The 17,953-nt window shown below is 69.4% G+C and carries 15 protein-coding genes and 1 pseudogene; 14 read left to right on the forward strand and 2 right to left on the reverse strand.

The genetic code is table 11. The features are described from left to right. Positions 1-86: 86 nt before the first annotated feature. The 10 genes and pseudogenes from IC605_RS22100 to IC605_RS25470 all read left to right on the forward strand — a co-directional run bounded on the left by IC605_RS22100 (position 87) and on the right by IC605_RS25470 (position 14,381). Positions 87-596, forward strand: a complete 510-nt coding sequence (locus IC605_RS22100) for an HAD family hydrolase (RefSeq protein ID WP_216329049.1) — start codon at positions 87-89, stop codon at positions 594-596. A gap of 204 nt (positions 597-800) precedes the next feature. After that, positions 801-1,973, forward strand: coding sequence for an L-dopachrome tautomerase-related protein (locus tag IC605_RS22105; protein ID WP_216329050.1), 1,173 nt, complete (start codon positions 801-803; stop codon positions 1,971-1,973). A gap of 52 nt (positions 1,974-2,025) precedes the next feature. After that, positions 2,026-2,718, forward strand: a pseudogene (locus IC605_RS22110) (SDR family NAD(P)-dependent oxidoreductase); the annotation flags it as partial. A gap of 216 nt (positions 2,719-2,934) precedes the next feature. Continuing rightward, a complete protein-coding gene (locus IC605_RS22115) occupies positions 2,935-3,450 on the forward strand; it encodes a (2Fe-2S)-binding protein (RefSeq protein ID WP_216329052.1) in 516 nt (171 codons plus the stop codon). Further along, complete coding sequence (locus IC605_RS22120; protein ID WP_216329053.1) at positions 3,437-4,426, forward strand: FAD binding domain-containing protein; 990 nt, start codon at positions 3,437-3,439, stop codon at positions 4,424-4,426. The genes IC605_RS22115 and IC605_RS22120 overlap by 14 nt, the downstream gene beginning before the upstream one ends. Then, a complete protein-coding gene (locus tag IC605_RS22125; RefSeq protein WP_216329054.1) occupies positions 4,423-6,735 on the forward strand; it encodes a xanthine dehydrogenase family protein molybdopterin-binding subunit in 2,313 nt (770 codons plus the stop codon). The genes IC605_RS22120 and IC605_RS22125 overlap by 4 nt, the downstream gene beginning before the upstream one ends. Positions 6,736-6,811: 76 nt before the next feature. Beyond that, positions 6,812-7,846 carry an SDR family oxidoreductase gene (locus IC605_RS22130; protein ID WP_216329055.1) on the forward strand — a complete coding sequence of 345 codons (1,035 nt, stop codon included), beginning with the start codon at positions 6,812-6,814 and terminating at the stop codon, positions 7,844-7,846. A gap of 263 nt (positions 7,847-8,109) precedes the next feature. After that, positions 8,110-10,554, forward strand: coding sequence for a molybdopterin oxidoreductase family protein (locus IC605_RS22135; RefSeq protein WP_216329056.1), 2,445 nt, complete (start codon positions 8,110-8,112; stop codon positions 10,552-10,554). 2 nt (positions 10,555-10,556) lie between these two features. After that, positions 10,557-11,015 (forward strand): hypothetical protein, encoded by a 459-nt coding sequence (locus tag IC605_RS22140; protein WP_216329057.1) that lies wholly within the window; start codon positions 10,557-10,559, stop codon positions 11,013-11,015. 963 nt (positions 11,016-11,978) lie between these two features. Then, a complete protein-coding gene (locus IC605_RS25470) occupies positions 11,979-14,381 on the forward strand; it encodes a PAS domain S-box protein (protein WP_216329060.1) in 2,403 nt (800 codons plus the stop codon). On the opposite strand, the gene IC605_RS22150 is transcribed toward IC605_RS25470, so the two are convergent. Beyond that, a complete protein-coding gene (locus IC605_RS22150) occupies positions 14,317-14,595 on the reverse strand; it encodes a helix-turn-helix domain-containing protein (protein WP_216329062.1) in 279 nt (92 codons plus the stop codon). The two genes, IC605_RS25470 and IC605_RS22150, sit on opposite strands and share 65 nt — an antisense overlap. Positions 14,596-14,654: 59 nt before the next feature. On the opposite strand from IC605_RS22150, the gene IC605_RS22155 reads away from it, so the two are divergent. The 4 genes from IC605_RS22155 to IC605_RS22170 are packed head-to-tail and all read left to right on the forward strand — an operon-like array spanning position 14,655 to position 17,169. Continuing rightward, a complete protein-coding gene (locus tag IC605_RS22155) occupies positions 14,655-15,017 on the forward strand; it encodes a hypothetical protein (RefSeq protein ID WP_216329064.1) in 363 nt (120 codons plus the stop codon). Positions 15,018-15,073: 56 nt separating this feature from the next. Continuing rightward, positions 15,074-15,616 carry a helix-turn-helix domain-containing protein gene (locus tag IC605_RS22160; RefSeq protein ID WP_216329066.1) on the forward strand — a complete coding sequence of 181 codons (543 nt, stop codon included), beginning with the start codon at positions 15,074-15,076 and terminating at the stop codon, positions 15,614-15,616. Positions 15,617-15,648: 32 nt separating this feature from the next. Beyond that, positions 15,649-15,915 carry a cupin domain-containing protein gene (locus tag IC605_RS22165; protein ID WP_216329067.1) on the forward strand — a complete coding sequence of 89 codons (267 nt, stop codon included), beginning with the start codon at positions 15,649-15,651 and terminating at the stop codon, positions 15,913-15,915. Next, entirely contained in the window at positions 15,916-17,169 is a 1,254-nt protein-coding gene (locus IC605_RS22170) for an ABC transporter substrate-binding protein (protein WP_216329069.1), read from the forward strand. Between the two features lie 43 nt (positions 17,170-17,212). Here the strand turns inward: IC605_RS22170 and IC605_RS22175 are convergent, their stop codons facing one another. Continuing rightward, positions 17,213-17,407: a hypothetical protein gene (locus IC605_RS22175; protein WP_216329071.1), complete on the reverse strand. Its 195-nt coding sequence runs from the start codon at positions 17,405-17,407 to the stop codon at positions 17,213-17,215. Positions 17,408-17,953: the final 546 nt, after the last annotated feature.

Here is a 17,953-nt window from a genome sequence, read left to right on the forward strand (position 1 = left end):
GGTGCGACCGGCCGGGTGGGCAGACGCCACAGGGTGCGGGCGGTGAGGGCCGACCCAGTACACCCACTGGAAAGTCCAATCCCGAGGTGTTCGGCGATCCGGGAGCGCGGGCGGCCTGGTTCGAGCGCCTGCTGCACAACGCACTCGTCTCCACCATGGTGGGCGAGCACCGCACCTTCGAGCCGCTGGGATCGGGCACCCTGACCATGCTTGCCGGGAAGCGCGGCGTGACGGTCGGTGCCGCCGCCCACCTCGACGCACCGCCCGCCCCGGAACGACTGCGGGAGGCGGGCTATCGCCTGGCGACCCTCACCAACTCGGCGGGTCTGCGGAACTTCTTCGAGCAGGCCCTTTCGGCCGATGACGTGAAGCGGCTCAAACCCCCGTCCGAGAAGCTGGGCGTAACGACGGGCGATCTGTGGCTCGTCGCCGCGCATCCCTGGGCCGTGACGGGCGCGGCGAATGCAGGTTGCCGCACAGCGTTCGTGGGACGAGCCGGCAAGGTGCTCGGTCCAGCCGCCCCGAAGCCGGATGTGACGGGCCAGACCTTGAAGGACGTTGCGGAGGGCATCCTCGCGGTCGAGGCGCTGGGGTAGGCGTGGTGCGGCGCCTGCCGAGTCGAAGGTCGAGAACCTTATGTGCTCCGGCTCTGCATTTCCTGAAAGGAAACGCCCGGGCAGGGGTGGAGAATTTCCTCGGCATTCGAGAACTGGGCTCGAGTTCTGCCTCCCTCGGTGGTGCCGCTCACGCCAACGACCATTCGATGTTCCGTCTCCATCACCGGCTCGGAAGGAACCCACATGCTCCGTTCCCTCTCCCTATGGCCCAGCCTCCTGGCCCTGACCCTCGCGTCCTCGCCCGCTCCGGCGCAGCCCGCCGCCTCGCTGCCCGCGTCGCCCGCGCGCCTGGGCGCTCCCCTCGAACTCGTCCACACCTTTTCCGGGCATATGCCCGTGGGCGTGACCGTGAACAGCCAGGGACGCATCTTCGTGTCGTACCCGCGCTGGGAGGACATCGTGCCCTTCTCGGTCGCGGAGATCAGGGGCGGGCGCGAGGTGCCCTACCCCAACCGGGACCTCAACACCCTCAAGATCCCGAACAACTACGACTCCTTCGTGGGCGTGCAGGGCCTCCTCGTGGACGGCAGGGACCGGCTGTGGGTGCTCGACACGGGCACGATCAACCTCGGGCCCGTCGTCGATCAGCGGGCGCCCAAGCTCGTCGGGATCGACACGCGCACGAACCGGGTGGTCAAGACGATCCGCTTCCCCGCGGGCGTGGTGCTGCCGAACACCTATCTCAACGACCTGCGGGTGGACCTGCGCTTCGGGGCGGACGGGGTAGCCTATATCACCGACTCGGGGGCGAAGTCGGGGGCCGGGCTGATCGTGGTGGACCTCGCCTCGGGGCGAAGCTGGCGCAAGCTGACGGGCGACGCGACGGTGAAGCCGGTGCCGGGATTCGTCTCCTTCGCGGACGGGCGCGCGCTGCTGGAGCGTCCACAGGGCGGGCCCGCGCGCACCCTCTCCTTCGGGGCCGACTCCATCGCCATCAGCCCGGATGGGAGCACCCTGTACTACGCCCCCACCGCCTCGCGCCGGTTGTACGCGGTGCCCACGGCGGCCCTGCGCGACGAGTCGTTGAGTGACGCGCAAGTCAAGGCCCAGGTGCGCGACCTGGGCGAGAAAGGCGTCTCCGACGGGATGGCCGAGGACACCTTCGGGCGGCTGTACACCACCAACCATGAGCAGAACGCGATCATCCGCCGCCTGCCGAACGGCGAGTTCGAGACGGTCGTACGTGACCCCCGCCTGATCTGGCCCGACACGCTGGCGATCCGGGGCGGGTACCTCTACATCCTGAGTAACCAGCTCAACCGGCAGGGCCGCTACCACTACGGCATCGACCAGCGGGTGAAGCCCTACGCCCTCTTCCGGGTGAAGGTGAACGCCCAGCCCGTGATCCTGCGGTGAGGTAAGGGACCCGGCTGGTCCTGTCCGCAGCGAGGGACGCCCTGCGGCGGTTGACCGGGGAGCTTCGAGGTCAGGGGGTCAGGTGGCACACGCCGTCGCCAACATGAGCCGGGAAGAGGACGTGCGGCGCATCGCTGAAGTCGTCCGGGAGCACTTCGGCGGCTTCGACACCCGGATGAATCATGCGGGCGTCTCGATATGCGGCGAGCTGACGGAGGTGCCTGTGGAGGACATGTGCCGTCTGTTCGAGATCAACGTGTGGGGCCTGATCTACGGCTCGCGTGGGGCGGTGGCCCACCTGCGGACGCACGGTGGGGCCCTGATCGACATCGGCGTCCTGTCGGACCGCGCGATCCCGCTTCAGGGCATCTACAGTGCCGGAGAACATGCCGTAGAGGGCTTCACCCACGCGCTGCGGATGGAGCTGGAGCACGCGGGCGCGCCCGTCCCGGTCACCCTGGTCAAGCCCGCCACCATCGACATCCCTTACCCGCACCATGCCAGGAACTACCTGGAGGCCGAGCCCGAGCACGCCCCGCCGGTCTCTGCCCCGGAGGCAGTGGCCCGGACCCTCCTGCACGCCGCAGCGCACCCCAACCGGGACGTGTGCGTCGGCGGGGGCGCCCGGGGCCTGGCCCTATTGGGAAGCCTGGCGCCCCGAGCGACCGACAAGGTGGAGGAGGCAATCTGTTTAGAGGGCTCCAAGAGTCCCCAGCCGCCTCAACCCGCGCGGAGAACGGCCTGAACCAGCCCACCGGGGCGGTTACTCTGGGGCGTGCAGGAGGCGAGCGTGTACACCGAGGCCGCGTTGCACCCGGCGATCACCCGAACGGCCCTGATCGGTCCAGGGAGGGTCGTCCCGGCAGGGTGGCGCTCCGCGAGGCGCGCGTGACACCGGATGAACCCGCGCCGACCCCACCCACCGCACCATGAACGTCAAGCAGGCCCGGAGGAGGACCCTATGACGACGACCCGGAGCGAACGGACCAGGCAGGAGCTGAGCGTCTCCCTGTACGTGAACGGCGAGGCCCGGCAGGTCGAGGTCCCGCCACAAGCCACCCTCCTCGACGTGCTGCGCGAGCGGCTGGGTCTGACGGGCAGCAAGAAGGGCTGCAACCACGGGCAGTGCGGCGCCTGCACGGTCCACGTGGACGGCGAGCCTTACCTCTCGTGCCTGACCCTGACGGCGACTTTGGAGGGGCGCTCCGTCACGACCATCGAGGGCCTGGCGGACGGGGAAGCCTTACACCCCATGCAGCGGGCCTTTATCGAGCACGACGCCTTCCAGTGCGGGTACTGCACGCCGGGGCAGATCATGTCGGCGGTCGCCTGCGTGCAGACGGGGCACGCTCAGGGCGAGGCCGACCTCAAGGACTTCATGAGCGGCAACCTCTGCCGCTGCGCCGCCTACCCGCAGATCGTGAAGGCGGTTCAGAGCGTGGCGGGCACCGGGGAGGTCAGCGATGCGGCCCTTTGAGTACGGGCGGGCGGAGAACGAGGGGCAGGCCCTGACGCTCGGCGGTCGCTTCCTCGCGGGCGGCACCACCCTGATCGACCTGATGCGGCTGGACGTGGAACGCCCTTCGCTGGTGACCGACATCACCCGCCTGCCGCTGCGGGAGATCGGGAACGCGGGGGGCGGGCTGCGGATCGGGGCGCTTGCCAGCAACACCGCGACCGCCGAGCATCCCCTGGTGCGGGAACGCTACCCCCTGCTCAGCGAGGCGATCCTGGCCGGGGCCTCCCAGCAGATTCGCAACATGGCCTCCATGTCGGGGAACGTGATGCAGCGGACCCGCTGCCCCTACTTCCGCAACCTTGACTTTCCCAGGTGCAACAAGCGCGACATCGGCAGCGGCTGCGGCGCCATCGAGGGCGACCACCGCAAACACGCCGTCCTGGGCACCTCCGAGTGCTGCATCGCCGTCCACGCCTCGGACGCGGCGGTGGCGCTCGTCGCGCTCGACTGCTCGCTGACATTGCACGGGCCGGAGGGCGAGCGGGAGGTGGCGCTGACCGACTTCCTGCTGAAGCCTGAAAATCACCCGGAGCTGGAGCATGATCTGAAGCCCGGCGAGCTGATCGTAAGCCTGAACCTGCCCGCGCTGCCCTGGGCGGTGAACGGCACCTACCTCAAGGTCCGCGAGCGCGAGTCCTACGCCTTCGCGCTGGCCTCGGCGGCGGTGGCCGTCGATCTGGACGGTGACACGGTGCGGGACGTGCGGATCGCCCTCGGCGGGGTCGGGACGGTACCGTGGCGGGCGCGGGAGGCGGAGGAGGCCCTGCGCGGCCAGCCCGCCACCCGCGCCGCCTTCGAGGAGGCCGCCCGCGTCGCCCTGCGGGACGCCCGGCCCCTGGCGCAGAACGCCTACAAGGTCGGCCTGGCGAGAAACGTCATCGTCCGCGCGCTGGAGCGCGTGACCGGAGGACCCATGACTGGAGAAAGGGCATGACCCGCGCACTCCCCAAGCCCCTCCCCCTGGACGTGCCCGGCGGCGCCATCGGTCGGCGGCTGGACCGGGTGGACGGCCCCGACAAGGTGACGGGCCACGCCACCTATGCGGTCGAGTACGAGGTGCCCAACGTCGCCCACGCCGTTCTCGTCACGTCCTCCATCGCGCATGGACGTGTGAGGCGCATCGACACCTCCGCCGCCCTAACGGTGCCCGGCGTGCTGGCGGTACTGACCCACGAGTCGGGGGGCGTAAAGCTCAAACCCGTCGAGGCCCCCTTCCCGGAGGGCACCTCGGGCACGGCCCTGCTGCCCCTCCAGACGGACAAGATCGAGCAGCGCGGGCAGGTCGTCGCCGTCGTCGTGGCCGAGACGCTGGAGCAGGCGCAACACGGGGCCGTCCTCATCGAGCCCGAGTACGAGGAGGAGCCCTTCATCGGGACGCTGGAGGAGAGCCTGAAGAGTGGGCGTGCAGACCTCCGGGAGCCGGTGGAGGACGAGGAGTATCAGCGCGGGGAGGCCGAGAAGGCGTTCGCGGAGGCCGAAATTCAGCTTGACCTCACCTACACCACCCCGCAGGAGAACCACAACCCGCTGGAGATGCACGGCACCCTGGCCGTGTGGGAGAGCGAGACGCACCTCACCGTGTACGAGCCGAGCCAGTGGATTCTGGCCCCGAAACACACCCTGGCCCACCACTTCGGCCTGGACCCCGAACACGTGCGGGTGGTCTCGCCCTACATCGGCGGGGGCTTCGGCAGCAAGGCCGCCACGTGGTCGCACCTGCCGCTTGCGGCACTGGCGGCGAAGATCGTGAAGCGCCCCGTCAAGCTCTCGCGCACCCGGGCGCAGATGTTCGCGGGCGTGGGTTACCGGCCCGCCACGGTGCAGAAGTACAAACTCGGCGCGACGAGGGACGGCAAGATCACCTCCATCTCCATCCAGGCCGAGACCCAGGCGGGGATGAACGGCGACTTCCCCGAGCCGGTCGCGGGCGTGACCCAGATGCTCTACGACGTGCCGAACATGGCGGTCTCGCACGAACTCGCGCGGACCCACGCGGGCGAGGGGATCATGATGCGCGCCCCCGGCGAGGCGAGCGGGTCCTTCGCCCTGGAGAGCGCGGTGGACGAACTCGCCGTCGCTGCCGGGCTCGACCCCCTGGAAGTGCGGCTGCGGAACTACGCCGAGACGGACCCCAAGAGCGGCCTCCCCTACAGCAGCAAGCTCCTGCGCGAGTGCTACCGGCAGGGCGCCGACCTCTTCGGCTGGGAGCGGCGTACCCCCGAGCCGGGCTCCATGCGCGACGGCGACACGCTGATCGGCTGGGGGATGGCGACGGTGACCTACCCCGTCTACGCCAGCGCCGCGACCGCCCGCGCCCGCATCTTCGACGATGGCCGCGCGGAGATCGAGGCGGGCTCGCAGGACATCGGGACCGGCACCTACACCATCCTGACTCAGATCGCCGCCGACGGCTTCGGGATGGAGGCCGGGAGCGTGAAGGTCCTGCTGGGCGACACCAACTACCCCAAGAACGCCTACTCGGGCGGCTCGCGCACGGCGGCCAGCGTGGGCGACGTGGTGATGGCGGCCTCGCAGGGGGCGCGGCAGGAACTCGCCCTGATCGCGGTGCAGGACGAGGAGTCGCCGCTGCACGGGCTGAACCCCCTCGACCTCGACGCCCGGGAGGGGCGCCTGTTCAAGCGGGACGAGCCCTCGCGCGGGGAGACCTTTCAGGACATCCTGACGCGCGCGGGCCGCAACCACGTCGAGGTCTACCGCGAGGTGCTGCCGGTGGGCGGTGACCCGAAGAGCCTCGACCAGATGATGGGGGCCAAGAACGCCTCGACGGAGGCGGACGCGGCGGGGTACGCCCGGCATTCCTTCGGGGCGGCCTTCGTGGAGGTGCGGGTGGACCCCGACCTGATGACGCCGCGGGTGTCCCGCATCGTGGGCGTCTTCGACATCGGGCGGGTGCTCAACCGCAAGACGGCGGAGAGCCAACTCATCGGCGGGATGATCTGGGGCGTCGGGATGGCGTTGCACGAGCAGACGGACGTGGACCCGGGAACGGGGCTGGTGCTGAACGCCGACCTCGCCGAGTACCAGCTTCCCGTCAACGCGGACATCGGCGCGGTGGAGGTTCATGTGCTCGACGTGCCCGACCCCCACGCGAGCCGCCTCGGGGCGCGGGGCGCGGGCGAACTCGGCATCGTGGGGCTGGCAGCGGCGGTGGCGAACGCGGTCTACCACGCGACGGGAAAACGGGTCCGGGACCTGCCGATCACCATCGACAAGTTGTGTTGAGTCCGGGAACGGTACGCGGGAAGACAGAGGCGCCCTGTCGGGGCGCACCACACTGGACAGCAGAAAGGAACCGCCCATGACCGAGCCTGATCCCATTCCTGATCCCACGATCCAGTCCAGACGCAGGGTTCTTGGCAAGCTCGGCGGGCTGGCCGCGGCGCTCACCATCCCGACGGCCCTCGCGCGGCAGAACAGCAACCTGGGGAGCAGCGGGCGCATCCCCGCGCAGTCGGTGAAGCGCAACCCGGTCACCCAGTACCCCAAGCCGCCCTTCCCCAAGCAGACGCAGCCCTGGCCGGGGTTGGCGAGCAAGATGGTTCCTCGTCCTGACCACGGCGAGACGAGCTACCAGGGAACCGGGCGGCTGGTGGGCCGCAAGGCGCTCATCACCGGCGGCGACTCGGGCATCGGGCGCGCGGTGGCGATTGCCTACGCCCGTGAGGGCGCCGACGTGGCGATCAACTACCTGCCCGCCGAGGAGAGTGACGCCCGCGAGGTCATCGCCCTGATCCGGGCGGCGGGGCGCAAGGCCGTCGCCATTCCCGGCGATCTCCGCAGCGAGGCCTTTTGTCAGGAACTCGTCGCGCGGGCGGTCCGCGAACTCGGCGGCCTCGACATCCTGGTGAGCAACGCGGCGCGGCAGCATCAGGTGCCCTCCATCGAGGACCTGACGACCGAGCTGTTCGACTGGACGATGAAGACCAACCTCTACGCGATGTTCTGGATCACCAAGGCGGCCATGCCGCACTTCCAGCCGGGGGCGAGCATCATCGTCACGGCGTCCGAGCAGGCCTACGACCCTTCCCCGAACCTGCTCGACTACGCGCAGACGAAAGCCGCGCAGGTGGCCTTTACCAAGCTGCTCTCCAAGCAGGTCATCCACAAGGGCATCCGGGTGAACGCCGTGGCGCCGGGGCCGATCTGGACGCCGCTCCAGCCCAGCGGCGGCCAGGACCCGAACAAGCTGCCGCAGTTCGGGGCGAACACGCCGATCATGCGCCCCGGGCAGCCCGCCGAGCTGGCGGCGGCCTACGTGACGCTGGCCTCGCAGGAGTCGAGCTACGCCACCGGGCAGGTCTACGGGGTCAACGGCGGCAACGCCCAGCCGTGACGGCGCGGGGGTGAGGCTGGCGGCGCGTCAAGCGAATTTGACGCGCCGCCTCTCTGGCCTGTGCCACGTCCTGTTCCGCATGAAGCGCGGGGGCCCTCTTCTTTCCTGGCGAACGGGGGACGGCCAGAGGACGGACGGCGGCTCTGCGCCTGCTGACGATGCCGAGGTCAGCCTGAAGCGCCGGTGGGGGAAGAATGAGCTAAGCGACATTTTCACCAGAAGCTCCAGGCAACGGCGGATCAACGGGGGCAGGAGGCAAGGGGATGACCAGCGAAACGCGCAACAGCATCAACGACATCTGGGGTGAGCGCACCCCGTACGGCCCCGGGCAGGACTGGCCGGTCCGGGTCGACGAGCGGGTGTCCGGGGCGCCCGAGCGGTGGGTCCGGGGAACGTGCGTGCTGTGCTCCAACGGCTGCGGCCTCGACATCGGCGTGAAGGACGGCAAGATCGTCGGCGTGCGCGGGCTCGCCACCGACGTCACCAACAAGGGCCGCCTGGGACCCAAGGGCCTGCACGGCTGGGTGGCGAACGACAGCCCCGACCGGCTGCAAAGGCCGTTGATCCGCAAGGGGGGCCGGTTGCAGGAGGCGAGCTGGGACGAGGCGATGGACCTCATCGTGCAGAAGTCGAGGGAGATCGTCGGGAGACACACCTCGGGGGCCATCGGCTTCTACACGTCGGGGCAGCTCTTCTTAGAGGAGTACTACACCCTGAGCGTCATCGGGAAGGGTGGCCTCGGCACGCCGCACATGGACGGCAACACCCGGCTGTGTACGGCGACCTCCGCCGCCGCCCTCAAGGAATCCTTCGGGTGCGACGGTCAGCCCGGCAGCTACGAGGACCTCGACGTGACCGACACCATCCTGCACGTCGGGCACAACATCGCCTCGCAGCAAACGGTGTTGTGGACGCGTATTCTCGACCGCCTTGCCGGGACGAATCCGCCCAAGATCATCGTGATCGACCCCCGGCGCACCTTTACCGCCGAGCAGGCCACCGTGCACCTCGCCCCGAGAGTCGGGACGAACGTGGCGGTGCTCAACGGGTTGCTCCACCTGATCACCCGGGCGGGCAAGACCGACCCCGCCTTCCTGGAGGCGCACACCGTCGGGTACGGCGAGCTGAGGAAGACGGTGGAGAAGTACACGCCCGAGTACGTCGAGGAGCTCTCCGGGGTGCCCGCCGCCGATCTCAGGGCCGCCGGGGAGCTGCTGGCGAACACGGAGACCCTGGTCTCCACCCTCCTGCAAGGGGTGTACCAGTCGATGCAGGCGACCGCCGCCGCCGTGCAGGTGAACAACATCCACCTGATCCGCGGGCTGATCGGGAAACCCGGCAGCGGCATCCTCCAGATGAACGGGCAGCCCACCGCGCAGAACACCCGCGAGACCGGCGCGGACGGCGACCTGCCGGGCTTTCGCAACTGGGGCAACCCGGAGCATATCCAACAACTTGCCACGCTCTGGAACGTCCCCTTCAACAGGATTCCGCACTGGAGCCCGCCCACCCACGCCATGCAGATCTTCCGCTATTGCGAGCAGGGCAGTATCAAGCTGCTGTGGATCAGCGCGACCAACCCGGCGGTCTCCCTGCCGGACCTCGGGCGCGTCCGCACCATCCTTGAACAAAAAGGCCTCTTCGTGATCGTGCAGGACGCCTTCATGACGGAAACGGCGCGCTATGCCGACGTGGTGCTGCCCGCCGCGATCTGGGGCGAGAAGACCGGCACCTTCACGAACGTCAGCCGGACCGTGCATATCTCGTGCCAAGCCGTCGAGCCGCCCGGCGAGGCCAGGAGCGACCTCGACATCTTCCTCGACTACGCGCGGCGCATGGACTTCCGCGATCAGGACGGGCAGCCCCTGGTGAAGTGGCATGACCCGGAGAGTGCGTTCGAGGCTTGGAAGGAATGCACGCGCGGTCGGCCCTGCGACTACACCGGCCTGACCTACGGGCAACTGCTCTCCGGCAGCGGGATTCCCTGGCCGGTGAACGAGGCGCACCCGGACGGCACCGTGCGGCTCTATACCGACCACCAGTTCCCCACGGGCGCGGACTACGCCGAGACCTACGGGCAGGACTTCGACACCGGGGCCGCCGTCACCGCGCAGGAGTACAGGGCGAACGACCCGAACGGAAAGGCCCTGATCAAGGCGAGCGAGTACCGCGAGCCGCACGAGGTGCCCGACGACGAGTACCCCCTGTGGCTCACCACCGGGCGGCAGGTGTACCACTTCCACACCCGGACCAAGACGGGCCGCTCGAAAGCCTTGCAGGACGCGGCACCAGACGCCTTCGTGCAGCTCTCCGCCGAGGACGCCGCAAGATACGGCATCGAACATGACGACTGGACTCTGGTGGAGTCGCGGCGCGGGTTCGTGATCGAGCGGGCGCTGATCGGCAACATCGAGCCGGGCCTGGTCTTCATTCCCTGGCACTACGGCTACTGGGACGATCCCGGCCGCCCGCGCGCCGCGAACGAACTCACCCTGACCGAGTGGGACCCCGTGAGCAAGCAGCCGCACTTCAAGTACGCCGCGGTGCGCATCAGCAGGTACGGCGCGGACGCCCTGCCGAAACCGGGGCTGCTGGGCCGCGTGGTAGAGGCCGTGCAGAACCTGGTGTCGGGAGAGAAGGAAGCGCCCGTCTCCGGCCCGAAGTCGGGGAGCCCGCAGCCCAGGACCACGCCAAGGGTGGAGGGCTGAAGATGCACGTCGGAAACTATCTCGGTCTGGTACACGGCAGCGAGAAGCGGCTGGTGGACGCCCTGACGAGGGTCGCCGAGCACCATGGGGACGAACCGGACATCGAGGAGACGTGCCGACTCCTCGCGTCGTGGTCGAGGGGACACATCGAGCACCTGAAGCCGCTGGTGCAGAAGTACAGCGAGGGCAAAAATCCCGAGCCCGCCGCGCTCGAAAAGGCCCTCTTTCATGGCCCGCGTCAGGGCAGCCTGGCGCTGTTGCGTGACCTGCACGACCTGTGGCTGCTCGCGAACGAGGTGCACCTCTGCTGGACGGTGCTCGAACAGGCCGCCCAGGCCCTCCGGGACGACGACCTGGAGCAGGTCTGCCAGGAATGCGGCAAGGACACCAGGCGGCAGATCGCCTTTTTCCTGACCCGCATCAAGCAGGCGGCGCCGCAGGCCCTGGTCGTGGCCTCCTGAGGCCGGGAACAGACTGGAAGAGCGTCCCGGGAGGGTGTCCCCTCGCCCAGCAGACACCCGGGTTGGAACAGGGGGAGCTGGCCGAGGAACGCACCAGGATCTCGCCCACGGTGGCGCACGAAACGGTCCACCGGGAGGGCGAGGGGGAGTTGAGACGCTCCGGCTCGGTCCCAGGTGGTCGGGTCTCGCATCAGACGAGGTGGCCTGCATGACCTCCAACCCCTCACCCTGCCCGGCGGAGAACAGGGCGGTGGGGAACATCTGGGCCGCCTGGGGCGGCATCAACGGCATTGAGCTCACCCTGCCCCTGCTGCCGACCCAGGGCGTCCTGGACCGGAGCCCGAGGCTGGAGAACCCGGTCGCACTGCTCTCCGCCCGGTCCATCTCGAACCTCTCGCCGGGGGGAACGAGCCGCCCGTCCACCGTCGCGCCCAGCAGGGCCCGGTGCCCGTCCACCCCGGTACCCTGGTCGTGCAGGCGCATGATCGGTTGGAAGACCGAGAACAGACCCGGACCGCGGAGCAGGTCGAGGAGCCGGGTGCGGCGCTCGCGGGCGACGAGGGCCGGGAAGGAGGCGGTCTCGAAAAGGTCGGCCAGGGGTGCGGGACGGTCCTGGGGCTGGAACAGCACCCGCAGACCACGCGGCTCGGGGCCGGTCGGCAGGCGTTCGGGTGGGGAGAACAGCGGCGCCAGACTGCCGGGTGGAACCTCGATGCCAACGGGGCCGCGCTGCTGGCTGTGACGCCCGTTGGAGCGGGCGAGCCAGCGCCCCCTGGTCCGCCTCGAAGGAGGGCTCTCCGGCTCGCTCCACAGTCGGAAACGTGGGGAAACACGGGAGAAGGGTGTGGGTCGAGGGCCGACCCGGCGAGGGCGCCACCTTCCTCAGCCTCCCACGTCGACCCGCCCTGCTCATGAAGTCGAGAACCGAACAGTCATTTCTTTAGAAAGCCTTAAACTGATGGGGTGTCCGAGTCGTCCCTCGTGAGCCCCCCGTTCGCGCTCCTCGACGCCTTGACGGCGCCCGCCTGGGCCACGGACGCCGGGGGAAACCTCGTCTTCGTGAACCGCGCCTTTGCCCGGTACAGCGGCGTGTCCACCGACGGTGCAGGCGGTCTGTTCGCCGAGGTGCTGCATCCGGGGGACCGGGAGGACGCCCTGGCGAGCTGGCAACGGTCCTGGCTGGAGGGCACGCCCTGCGAGCACGAGGCCCGGCTGCGGGGACGGGACGGCAGCTACCGCTGGTTCTGCGTGCAGGGTCAGAGCGCCTCGGTGGGGACGGAAGTCTCCTGGGTAGCGGTCGCGCACGACATCCACGCCCTCAAGCGTGTCGAGGCACGCGCCGTCCAGGTGCAGGAGGTCACGGCCACCCTCGCCGGGGCCCATGACGTGTCCGGTGTCCTGGGGGCCCTGCCCCTCTGCGCGCGGGTGCTCGACGCCCCGCGCGCCAGCGTCACGGTGCTGCGCGCGGGGGGCCGTGAGCTGCACCTGATCGGCGCCCACGGCTACCCCGAGGAGGGCCTGCGGGCCTTCCGGGTGCTGCCCGCCCACCTGTCCGTTCCCGCCGCGGACGTGTTGCGCGGCGGGGAGCCCCTGATCCTGCCCTACGAGCGCTTCGCCTCGCAGTATCCGCATCTGGTGGGAAGGCAGGACACCCCCTCCGGCACCCTGGCCCTGTTGCCCCTGATCACAGATGGCCGGGCCGTCGGGGTGCTCACGCTGGGGTTCGTGGAGGCCCGGGAGGTGGACGGGGCCGAGCGCCGCTTCATGCTGACCCTCGCGGGCGTGCTCGCGCAGGCCCTGGAACGCGCGCGCCTCTTCGAGGAGGAACGGGTGACCCGCCTCCGGGCCCGCGCCCTGCTCGACGCCGCCCCACAACTGATGTGGACCTCGCGCCCGGTGGACACCCTGGTCCAGTTCAACCACACCTGGGCCGAGTACACCGGCCTCGGGGAGAGGCTGGAGCAAGACGCCTGGGAGCAGGTGATTCACCCGGGAGATCTGCCTGCCCTGCGGGCAGCGCGTCAGCAGGGCCTGTCGAGGGGTCAGACGTACACCTGCGAGGTGCGCCTTCGGCGCCGCGACGGGGCCTACCGCTGGCACCACGTTCAGGTGCGCCCCCTGGCGGACGGCGAGTGGCTGGGCAGCGCGACGGACGTGCACGACCGTCAGGAGACCCAACTCGCCCTGGCCGGAAGCGAGGCACGCTTCCGCGAACTCGCCGACCACATGAGCCAGTTCGCCTGGACGACCGACGCCTCGGGCGCGATCACCTGGTACAACCGGCGCTGGTACGACTACACCGGCACCACGCTCGACGAGATGCAGGGGTGGGGCTGGACGCGGGTGCACCACCCCGACCACGTGGACCGGGTGGTGGAGAAATTCAGCCGCGCCGTCGAGATGGGGGACGTGTGGGAGGACACCTTCCCGCTGCGGGGCAAAGGCGGCGGGTACCGCTGGTTCCTGTCGCGGGCGGTGCCGATCCGGGACGAGGGTGGGCGGGTCGTGCGCTGGTTCGGCACCAACACCGACGTGACCGAGCAGCGCGAGGCCCAGGCGCGGCTGCGGGACCTGAACGCCTCGCTGGAAGCGCGGGTCACGGCGCGCACGGCGGAGTTGCAGCGCAGCAACGAGCGCCTGCAACGCAGCAACGCCGAGCTGGAACGCTTCGCGTACGTCGCCTCGCATGACCTGCAAGAGCCGATCCGCACGGTCTCCAGCTTCGCGGGCCTGCTCCTGAAGAAGTACGAGGCGCACCTCGACGACAAGGGCCGCCTTTACCTGAACATGCTCCTCAAGGGGACGGGCCGCATGAAGACGCTGGTGGACGACCTGCTCACCTTCTCCCGCCTCTCGGGGGATCAGGTGCCGCTCCGGCCGCTGGACCTGGAGGTGCCGTTCGCCGACGCCCTGTCCCGCCTGCACATCCGGGTGAGCGCCACGGGCGCGCGGGTCACCCACGACCCGCTGCCGACGGTGCTGGGAGACGGGCCGCAACTCGCGCAGCTCTTCCAGAACCTGCTCGGGAACGCCCTGAAGTTCACGCGCCCGGACGTGCGGCCCGAGGTGCACGTGGGCGTGGGGCGCGAGGGGGAGGTCTGGCACATCCGGGTCACGGACAACGGCATCGGAATTGAGCCCGAATACCTGGAGCGCATCTTCGTGATGTTCCAGCGGCTGCATTCCAGGGAGCAGTACGAGGGCACGGGCCTGGGGCTCTCGATCTGCCAGAAGACCGTGGAGGGACATGGGGGCCGCCTCTGGGTTGAGTCCGTCCCGGGACAGGGGAGCACCTTCCACTTCACCCTGCGCGCCGCCGGGGGCCGACCTTGCGGTGGGGAAGCGCCCCCTCTTTCACCAGCTTGACGAGGGAGGGACGACTGACGCCCAGCAGGTCGGCGGCCTGTTGGGTGGTCATCTCCGGGTCGAGGGTCACAACTTGCACGGCCTTGCCTGCGGCGAGTTGACCGAGGATCCCCGCGAGCCGAGCAGGGACCTGCCCAGCCTGGGGCTGGAGCTGTTCGAGCCGGACCCGGGCGGCCTCGGTGTCCGAGGGGCTGGGCAGGAAGGGCGTGGTCATGAACGGACCTCCTCGACCCCCTGATCGGCCCGGTGGTCTGTCGCTGCTCCCCCGAGGGGGTGGTTGACACCCTCGCCAAGAGCCGGGGTGCGGTCAGGGTGGGCATACTGGGCTCGGTCCTGGCGGTGGCCGAACTGGGGATGGTGACCTGGATGGGGCGGCGCATCACTCGCCCCCTGAACTGGACCGCGCCGGGCTGCACCGGGCCGGCACTCGTCCTCGTCCTGGTGATGGAGCTGGGCTTCGGGCCGCTGAACGTGATGGTGGGGACGCTGTTTGATCCGGCTGAGGTCGCTGGCGTGCTCGACCCGACCACCGTCAGGCGGCAGGACGCGGGGTCAGATGTGATCCGCGCCCACCTCAGCCCCCTCCACCCATCCCTTGCCCGGCCTGATCAGAATTTTTTTGACATCCCAGAATAATTTTGCCACTGTGACGGCACTCCACTCACGATCCTGCGCCGGCAGGTGGACTGGAGGTGCGCCTGCAACTCGGCTCCCGAATTCGCGCCCGCCGCCGTCAACTCTCGCTCACGCTGAGGGCCGTGAGTGAGTCCAGCGGTCTGTCGGTCCCGTATCTCTCCCAGCTCGAACGCAATCAGGCGAACCCCACGGTCACGTCTCTCGCGGGCATCGCCCGGGCCCTCGGGGTCAGCCTGAATTTCTTCATCCCCGAGCCGGAGCACCACGCCGTGGTGGTGCGCGCGAGCGACAACCACTCCCTGAGCGTCCGCGAGCTGCCCTTTCGCATCAAGAGCCTGGCCGGGGGTGGGGAGGGTCTGAGGATGGAACCGCTCCTCACTCATGTGGAGCCGCACTTCACCTCTCCCCCTGCCACGCACCTCGGCGAGGAGTTTCTCTACGTCCTGCGCGGGGAACTGCGGCTCCAGGTCGGTGAGGAGGGTCACCTCCTGGGCGCCGGAGACAGTGCCCAGCACACCAGCACCACCCCGCACGCCTGGGAGAACCCGGGCGAGACGGAGACCCTGATCCTGTGGGTCGGCACCCCCAAATTGCTGTGACCTGACTGCGGTTTATGCGTCCTGGAGGGTTCATGGAAAGGCTCGACGTTCATGACGGCCAACGCCGCTTTCAGGCCCTGCCCGCCTCGGTGAGGCACCTCCGAACGGTCCCGCCGGAGACCCAGCACGCGGAGGACGAACTCTCCTTTATCCACAGCGGCGTGATGCGGGCCGTCAGCGGCGACCGTGAGTTCCTGATCCAGGCCGGGGACGTGACCTTCATTCCCGCCGGGGAACGACACCGCGCCGTCGTGCTGGAGGACATCACGCTGAGTTACGTGCTGCTGGAGCGCCGGTGAGTGTCGGCGACCCGCTGGACGGCGAGCCCGAATGGGCTGACCTGGACCTTCACGCTCCGGAACGGCGTGCGCTTTCACAACGGCCGCGCGCTGGAGGCGAGCGACGTGGTGTATTCCCTGGGCCGAATCAAGAACCCGGCCACGAAATCCCCGCGCGGCGGCGACTTCGAACTCGTGAAGTCGGTGACCGCGCCCAGCAGGAACACGGTCGTCGTCACGCTCAGCAAGCCCTTTTCCCCGCTCCTGAGCAAACTCGCCTTCAGCCTGAACGTCATCGTGCCGAGGGAGGCGGCGGCCACGCTGAACACCAGGCCCGTCGGGACGTGTCCTTTCACCTTCGTGGAGGACGTGCCGCAGACGCGCATGGTGCCGAGAAAAAACCCCACCTTCTGGGGCCGGGACGCGAGGGGCAACCGGCTCCCCTACCTGAACGGCATCACCTACACCTACCTCCCCGACCCCACGGCGCGGGTCACGGCCCTGCGGACGAACACGGTCGACTGGATCGAGTACGTGCCCGCCACGGACATCAAGACGCTCCAGGCCAACCCGCAGGTGAGCGTGCTGGGCGGGCCGAGCGCGAACTACCGGGCGCTGTTTTTCAATGTGGCGCAAAAGTTCCTCGACGACCCGCGGGTGCGCCGGGCCATCTCCTACGCCGTCAACAACCAGGAGATCGTGGACGTGGCCCTGCTGGGCACGGGCGGGCTCCCCTCGCGCGGCACTCCGCTGCCGAACGGCAGCTACTACGCCGCACCGGACGCCAGCTACGGCAAACCCGACCTGGAACGGGCCCGGGCCCTGCTGCGCGAGGCGGGCTACGGAAGCGGCTTCACGCTCGACCTCAAGGTCACGAGCACCTACGACTTCCTGCGCACGCCCGCCGAGATCATCCAAGCGCAGCTCGCGCCCCTGGGGATCAGGGTCAACATCACGGCGCTCGAGTGGAGCGTGTACCTGCCGGACATCCTGAAGAAAAACTACACGGCCACCATCCTGGGCGAGAGCGGACAGGGCGACCCGGACGATTACCTGTACACGCCGTTCGCGTCGGACAGCGGTGGGAACCTCACGAACTTCAAGGACGCCGGGCTGGACCGGCTGCTCGATCAGGGGCGACAGACCAGCGGGGCGGCGGCCAGAAAAGCCATCTACGCGCAGGTGCAGCGTCGGCTGGTCGACCTCAGCCCGATGGTCTTCCTGTACTCCAGCACCCAGTACGAGGCGGCGAGCCGCCGGGTGCAGGGGTACTAGCACTTCCCGAACACCAGCTACCTGGGCTTCAGAACCACCTGGCTCAGGTGAGGCCCGCCGCCGGGCGTTCTTCAGGTCTCCCCTCCTCACCCGCGATGTGCAGGAGCTGGCCCGGGTCGAGGGCCTCCCGCAGTCGCCGAACCTGCTCACCCAGCCGGCCGCCCGGTCCCCAGGGCTCCTCAATGTCGCTGACCTGGCCCGGGCCAGCGGCCTGCCACAGACCACCCTGAGGCGCCATGAGCCTGACGATTCCAGCCTCGGCCGGCAACCAGGGCAAACGGCTCTCACCAAGGCCCCGACAGTCAACTGGTGGTCACTGGGCTGAGCACCCACCTGCTGGGACAGGATGTCAGGGCGGTCGCCGAAGTCCCGGGCCGAGGCCCGCGCAGAGGCGACACCCCTCTCCCAGGCACCTTTTGTCCAGTGGAATCCAGCGCCGAGCATCCCGTCGTCATCCCGCCGGCCGGTGAGCCTCGTCACTTCCGGCCAATCCGCCCGCGCGCCCTGGACCTGCTGAGGCTTCAGATCAGTCCCCGCGCAGGAGGTGTCCGGCGGGGCGGGTCGCCGCGCTCGATGCGCCGAAGTGGGAGGCGTTCTTCTGCCCGTCTCAAGCGGGAAGGGGTCGCGGACCCGGTAGACGAGACGCGGCGGCAGGTCAGGTCGGCCCATTCCGCTCCTTGAAGCTGTTCGACAACACGGACCGTCGGCACTCGCCGCTGGGCCCCTCAGCCCCACCGGGTTCGAGCAGGCGTCGCGGGCCGCTCAACTCCCGGTCCACCGGGGC

It is taken from the genome of Deinococcus aestuarii, from assembly GCF_018863415.1.
Lineage (GTDB): Bacteria > Deinococcota > Deinococci > Deinococcales > Deinococcaceae > Deinococcus > Deinococcus aestuarii.

Bases quoted from the DNA above. Each gene is read 5' to 3' on its own strand.
- IC605_RS22140 (WP_216329057.1), top strand. From the start codon at position 10,557: ATGCACGTCGGAAACTATCTCGGTCTGGTACACGGCAGCGAGAAGCGG.
- IC605_RS22165 (WP_216329067.1), top strand. From the start codon at position 15,649: ATGGAAAGGCTCGACGTTCATGACGGCCAACGCCGCTTTCAGGCCCTG.
- IC605_RS22105 (WP_216329050.1), top strand. From the start codon at position 801: ATGCTCCGTTCCCTCTCCCTATGGCCCAGCCTCCTGGCCCTGACCCTC.
- IC605_RS22150 (WP_216329062.1), bottom strand. From the start codon at position 14,595: ATGACCACGCCCTTCCTGCCCAGCCCCTCGGACACCGAGGCCGCCCGG.
- IC605_RS22115 (WP_216329052.1), top strand. From the start codon at position 2,935: ATGACGACGACCCGGAGCGAACGGACCAGGCAGGAGCTGAGCGTCTCC.
- IC605_RS22120 (WP_216329053.1), top strand. From the start codon at position 3,437: ATGCGGCCCTTTGAGTACGGGCGGGCGGAGAACGAGGGGCAGGCCCTG.
- IC605_RS22125 (WP_216329054.1), top strand. From the start codon at position 4,423: ATGACCCGCGCACTCCCCAAGCCCCTCCCCCTGGACGTGCCCGGCGGC.
- IC605_RS22175 (WP_216329071.1), bottom strand. From the start codon at position 17,407: ATGGCGCCTCAGGGTGGTCTGTGGCAGGCCGCTGGCCCGGGCCAGGTC.
- IC605_RS22135 (WP_216329056.1), top strand. From the start codon at position 8,110: ATGACCAGCGAAACGCGCAACAGCATCAACGACATCTGGGGTGAGCGC.
- IC605_RS22130 (WP_216329055.1), top strand. From the start codon at position 6,812: ATGACCGAGCCTGATCCCATTCCTGATCCCACGATCCAGTCCAGACGC.